The sequence below is a fragment of the Paenibacillus sp. N119s genome (genome assembly GCF_059447605.1).
Map to the genome: position 1 here is coordinate 1 of NZ_JCAJRU010000264.1, position 6,550 is coordinate 6,550.

The 6,550-nt window shown below is 44.4% G+C and carries 6 protein-coding genes; all 6 read right to left on the minus strand.

Annotation, left to right across the window (positions count from 1 at the left end):
* A partial coding sequence (locus AC5V8P_RS22145; RefSeq protein WP_495473869.1) for an enoyl-ACP reductase FabI occupies window positions 1-697 on the minus strand: 697 nt, incomplete at its 3' end.
* Between the two features lie 419 nt (window positions 698-1,116).
* The gene (locus AC5V8P_RS22150; RefSeq protein ID WP_063208410.1) at window positions 1,117-1,650 is read right to left on the minus strand and encodes a hypothetical protein; all 534 of its coding nucleotides are present in this window, start codon (window positions 1,648-1,650) and stop codon (window positions 1,117-1,119) included.
* A 287-nt stretch (window positions 1,651-1,937) separates the two neighbouring features.
* A complete protein-coding gene (locus AC5V8P_RS22155; RefSeq protein ID WP_064795703.1) occupies window positions 1,938-3,275 on the minus strand; it encodes a TrkH family potassium uptake protein in 1,338 nt (445 codons plus the stop codon).
* Between the two features lie 87 nt (window positions 3,276-3,362).
* A complete protein-coding gene (gene lysS, locus AC5V8P_RS22160) occupies window positions 3,363-4,889 on the minus strand; it encodes a lysine--tRNA ligase (RefSeq protein ID WP_063208406.1) in 1,527 nt (508 codons plus the stop codon).
* Window positions 4,890-4,999: 110 nt separating this feature from the next.
* Complete coding sequence (gene greA, locus AC5V8P_RS22165; RefSeq protein ID WP_007428055.1) at window positions 5,000-5,476, minus strand: transcription elongation factor GreA; 477 nt, start codon at window positions 5,474-5,476, stop codon at window positions 5,000-5,002.
* A gap of 214 nt (window positions 5,477-5,690) precedes the next feature.
* The coding region (gene dusB, locus AC5V8P_RS22170; protein WP_495473870.1) for a tRNA dihydrouridine synthase DusB at window positions 5,691-6,550 on the minus strand (860 nt) is incomplete at its 5' end.

Sequence of the window (6,550 nt, forward strand, 5' to 3'; positions counted from 1 at the left end):
ACAGGAATAACGCCGTATCTCCGACTTCGGACGTATCCACCGTCTTGCGTAGGGGCGTGGTTTCTTCAATATGCTTTAGCATTGTGTTAAAATCTTTAATGCCATAGGCGGCCAAAGTACGTATAGGACCCGCCGAAATTGCATTTACACGAATGCCATAGGTACCCAGATCATTCGACAGATAGCGCATGCTTGCTTCCAGTGAAGCTTTCGCTACGCCCATAATGTTGTAATTCTTGATCGCTCGTTCTGCACCGATATACGTCATGGTGACAATACTTCCACCCTCCGTCATCAGCGGGTATACTCGGCGGGATACAGCAGCCAGAGAATAGGCACTGATTTCTTGAGCCACTGCGAATCCCTCGCGAGAAGTGTCGACAAATAAACCTTCCAAATCCTCAGCCTTAGCAAACGCAACACTGTGGAAATAACCGTGTAAGACGCCTACCTTCTCCTTAAGGAAATCCGTCAGCGCGTCCAATTCTTCATCGCTCTGTACATTGCAAGGACAGACAATGGACCCCGGAATGGTTTCAGCGAGCTTTAGCACCCGTTCTGCAACCCTCTCATTTTCGTAAGTAAAAATGAGATTTGCTCCTTCCGCAGCTAAAGACTGGGCTGTCCCCCAGGCAATACTCCTGTTATTCGCCACACCCATAATCAAAATGTTCTTACCACTCAGTAGTACTGCCACAGAAACCACCTTTCTTTTTTACATTTTTAAACATAATAACAACTTAATTTCGTTTGTCTACATATATAGACATAAATAATCTTTCCTGGAATATTATCTCGTCAGTTGCCAAACATATATAGTCGACGTTTTAGGCAGATGACAATAATATTTTAAAAATTGTAAACCTTGTTTTTATTGGTCTGTGTTCAAATCGGAAGGAATCCATGCGTGTGAAAAGGTAGAGAGGAACAATAAGGTGATTTTCAAAGCGAGTTCCATATAAAAATATCATAGTTTTATAAATATTTCCATTGTAACGATAGACCCACCCCACCATCGGAAGGAACTACTTCATTTTCACCATCCATGATCCTCCGATTTGAACATCCTGAGCAACCAACCTGACCTGATCTAAGCTTGAAGCTTTTTATCTAAGGCTAAGCCTTATGTTTATGTTTTTTAGGAGCTATCGTATAGCTAAAGGAGACAACAAAGTCGATTGCCAGAACGATCGCCCATGTTTGCATAATGCCCTCCAGTGCCGCTGTACGCTGCGGATCACCTACATATACAATAATGGCGAGCAATAAAGCGTTGCCTATAGCCCAACCCAAGAGGTGAAGCAACCAGCCTATCCGTTCCTCTTTTGCATGAGCAGCACCATACTTGCGTTCAGGCTTGGGTCCCTTGCCAAACCAATGAGAGAAACGCACATCTGCCCACTTAATTAGCCTGTGACCAAATGCCACCGTAATACCAAAGTAACAGGCCGCCAGGCCAGTAGCAGTCGTAATCTCCATGCCACTTCTCACCGTGATGAACACCGCAATCAGTAACAGGATATCAATAATTGGGGTAAATAGTAAAAGAAGACCTCCTAATTTCTTCAACCCAAACATATACCTTGCGGCTAACCCTGCAACTACAAAAACCCAAAATAAAACCTCAGCACTAATAATAAATAAATACATAATTAGACGATTCCTTTCAATTTTGAAATTGGTGTTCCCCTAAGTCCCCCCCTTCATGCCCACTATCATACAATATTATACATAAAATTCCTAGTATTTTGTCTATAATTACATAAAAGGAAACAAATAGCCGTTTTTTTACAAAGGATTTACGTTTGTTTAATGTATTTCCTCTTACTCTCAAATTGGGCATTTTTCATGATATGCTGCAAATAAAGGATTATGATATGTACAATAAAAAAAGATGCACCTCTGATCAACATGGGTGCATCTTTTATATAGATAAGCTATCCAATTACAACATGTCCTTCGGGACGACGGTACAACGTCTTGGTCGAACGTGGGCGAATGGCATAGGCAATCGTAAGAGGACCGATTCGGCCAATGAACATGGTCACACAAATAATCAGCTTGCCTGCGTCGGATAATCCTGGCGTCACTCCTAGAGACAATCCTACCGTTCCGATTGCAGAAGACGCCTCAAATGCAAGCGAGAGAAATGGGGCATCCTCTATCATTAAGAGTAGTATAACCACAATCGAGAATATAAATAGTCCCAACACTATGATGGTCAACGCCCGCATCATAATATCTTGAGGAACCCTATGACGGAAAAACACAATTTCCTTCTGTCCTCGCATAACGGCAATTAATGCCCCTACCATCAGCAGAAACGTAGTCGTTTTAATTCCTCCTCCAGTAGAGCCTGGAGAAGCACCGATAATCATCAGCAGCATAATAAAAAACTGACTGGCCTGCCTTAACCCACTGACATCGATTGTACTTGTACCCGATGATCTCGTGGAGATGGATTGAAAGACAGCGGCATATACTTTTCCTTCCCAGTTTAGCGCGCCCAGGGTTCGTGCATTAGTAAACTCAAAAATAAATAGGACCAGCGCACCAATTACAATGAGCGCTCCCGACACGCTTAGCACCATTTTAGAGTGTAAAGTTAGTCTCCGGGTACGACGGAAATCGAACAAGTCGCTGAGCACAAGGAAACCCAATCCTCCCGAAATCACAAGCACAGATGCAATCATATTGAAAACAAAATCTCCAGTATATTGCTGAAAGCTAGTCCCGAACAGATCGAAGCCACCGTTATTAAAGAGAGATACGGAATGAAATATCCCATAATATATGGCCTGTCCGACAGGCATTTCTCGCATCCAGCGCAAAGCCAAGACGACAGCTGCAATCGCTTCAATGGTAAAAGAAAAGATCAGCACCTTGCGAATAATGCGCACGATCCCTTCCATACTATCGGCGTTAATCGCCTCCTTAAGCAGCAACCGATCCTTCAACGATAGTCGTCGCCCCATTAACAGCGCAAATAAGGTCGCCAGGGTCATAAAACCCAGCCCGCCCAGCTGCATTAACACCAAAATGACGGTTTCTCCAAATACGGTATAGGTCGAATTAACGTCAACAACGACTAATCCTGTGACACAAGCAGCAGAGACGGACGTAAAAAGCGAATCAATCCAATGCGGAGCATGTCCACCATGATTGGCAACAGGAAGCATCAGTAGTAAAGTCCCCAATGCAATAATCAATAAATATCCAATGACCAATATAAAAGGGGGCGATGCGAACCGACTAAGCTTGACGCTGCGTTTCATCAGAAGTATTCCTCTCCATCCGTTCTTATGAAAAAGAGGAACAAGACACGGGAACCCCGGCTGATCCTCTATATTCATAATGTTATGTTATTCTACTGTACGGTTACGCATATGCGGGAAAAGCAGCACATCGCGAATGGAAGGCGCATCTGTCAGCAACATAACCAAACGGTCGATGCCGATGCCCAGCCCACCTGTTGGCGGCATACCATATTCCAAGGCGCGGATAAAGTCATCATCCATTTCATGAGCCTCATCATTGCCGTGCTCACGTTCCAGCAATTGGGCTTCAAAACGTTGGCGCTGGTCAATTGGATCATTCAGCTCAGTGAACGCATTCGCATGCTCGCGAGCGACCACGAACAGCTCGAAGCGATCCGTAAAACGCGGATCTTGCTCATTTTTCTTGGCCAACGGCGAAATTTCAACCGGGTGCCCAGTAATAAAGGTTGGCTGAATGAGCGTTTCCTCTACAAAATGCTCAAAGAATGCATTCAAAATATGGCCAAATGTCATGTGCGGTTCAACCGGAACTTTATGCTCTTTTGCAAGGCGATGAGCTTCTTCATTACTCATTTGCACACTAAAGTCTACGCCTGTCACTTCTTTAACAGCATCGACCATGGAAACTCTGCGCCATTGTGGCGTCAGATCCACTTCCTGTCCTTGATACTGAATGTGCTGTGTGCCCAGTACTTCCTGCGCAATATGTGCAATCAAGTTTTCCGTCAATTGCATGATATCTTTATAATCAGCATATGCCTCATATAGCTCGATCAACGTAAACTCAGGGTTATGACGGGTCGATACACCTTCGTTACGGTATACTCGCCCGATCTCATATACTTTCTCCATTCCGCCAACAATTAACCGTTTTAAATGAAGCTCAATAGCAATACGCATATAAAGCTGCGTGTCCAATGCATTGTGGTGTGTAATAAATGGCTTCGCCGCCGCTCCACCAGCAATGGCGTGCAACGTTGGAGTTTCAACTTCCAAGTAACCGAGCGAATCCAGATAACGACGCATGGATTGAATAATACGAGACCGTGTGATGAACGTTTTTTGGACTTCTGGGTTCATAATCAGATCTACGTAACGCTGACGATAACGCAATTCAACGTCTTTCAGACCATGGTATTTCTCCGGTAATGGGTACAGGGATTTGGACAAAACCTCAATATCCAATACTTTGATCGTCGTTTCACCTGTCTTGGTCTTAAAGAGCACGCCCTTAACACCAACAATATCGCCGAGATCCAAAATACCAAATGCTTTATAATTTGCTTCAGGTACAGTGTCTTGACGAACATAAATTTGAATACGTCCGCTAAGATCCTGTATATGAGCAAAGCTGGCTTTCCCCATCACTCGTTTGGCCATAATGCGGCCTGCTATGCTAACTTCAATATTTTTTTCTTCCAGTTCTTCCTTGGTCAAGCTGTCATACTTGCTCAGTAGTACGCCCGCTTCATCCGTGCGTATGTATTTGCGTCCAAAAGGATCAATGCCCAATGAGCGAAGCTCGTCCAATTTGGCACGACGAATTTGCAATAGTTCACTTAATTCCTCGCGATTTTCCTGTAGTTCCTGGTTAGTAGTTTCATCCGACATGGTGCTAAATCAGCTCCTTCATATGAATAGACGGGCCGGGGTCCGTCTCGGGTGTAGAGAAAAAAAGCTTCCACAAGGAAGCTTTTACATTAAATTCCAACGTCCGTGTTTTATTTCTTGATATCCACGATTTTATATTGAATAACACCTGCTGGAACGGTTACATCTACAACAGTTCCTTTTTTCTTACCGAGAATTGCCTTGCCAACCGGACTTTCATTGGAGATCTTGTTTTGGAGCGGGTCAGATTCGGCAGAACCTACGATAGCATATTCTGTAATATCCCCGAATTCCAAGTCTTCAACAGTTACCGTTGCCCCTACTCCCACAACATCGGTGTCAATTTCATCGCTATTGATAATACGGGCATTGCGCAGCATTTTTTCCAACGTAATGATACGGCCTTCAATAAAGGCCTGTTCATTTTTCGCATCCTCATATTCGGAGTTTTCACTAATATCTCCGTATCCGATGGCTACCTTAATCCGTTCAGCCACTTCGCGGCGTTTGACAGACTTTAAGTTCTCAAGCTCATCTTCGAGCTTTCTAAGGCCTTCCTGTGTCAGAATGACTTCTTTATCGCTCATCTCAACCGATTCTCCTGTCATGGGAAAAGTTTAAAAGTGCATCGGAATGCACGCTTTCAAAACATCATATGCCACTCTGAGGGAATGAGAACATTTCCTGCTGTTGTCTTGAGAGCTGCATACAAATTGTAGTATACATCAAGATTTTATACTGAACGATTATAGGGCAAGCAATTGGAAAAGTCAATCGCGTGCACAAGTCGGAACAGCTTCCTTATTGCACAACAGTCGCAAGAAAAGCAGCGTCTGTTGAAAGCCCTTCATTTTCCACCATGTGCAATTGCGATACAAACTGTTCCAATATACGTACCATATCGTCACGCTTTGTTTCTTCCATAATTACATCCTTAATACGTGCAGAACCTTTGATCCCCTTGAGGTACCAAGCCAGATGCTTACGCATTTCACGCACAGCTACTGCTTCGCCTTTCAACGCCACCAGACGGTCCATATGCAGAATGGCAATACGGATTTTTTCTTCTGGGGATGGATCGGGCAACAGCTTACCTGTCTGCAAATACTCAATCGTACGGTACAACATCCATGGATTCCCCAACGCCCCGCGTCCAATCATAACGCCATCACAATGGGTCAAATCCAGCATACGGCGGGCATCTTCCGGTGTTGCCACATCACCATTCCCAATTACAGGAATAGATACCGCTTCTTTAACTTCCTTTATAATATCCCAATTCGCATGCCCCGTATACAGTTGCTCCCGTGTACGACCATGGACGCTGACAGCCTTGCCTCCGGCACGTTCAACAGCGCGGGCATTCTCTACAGCGTAAATATGCTCGCTATCCCAACCGATACGCATTTTCACGGTAACTGGCTTGCTTACCGATTCTACTACTGCTGATACCATCTCATAAATCTTGTTTGGATCAAGCAGCCACCGAGCACCTGCATCACATTTGGTCACTTTGGGAACCGGGCAGCCCATATTAATGTCAATAATATCTGCATTCGTTTCCTGGTCTACGACTTTCGCTGCTTCCACCAAAGATTTGCGGTCGCCTCCGAAAATTTGCAAGCTAAGCGGCTTCTCACGTTCATCTACAAACAGCATCT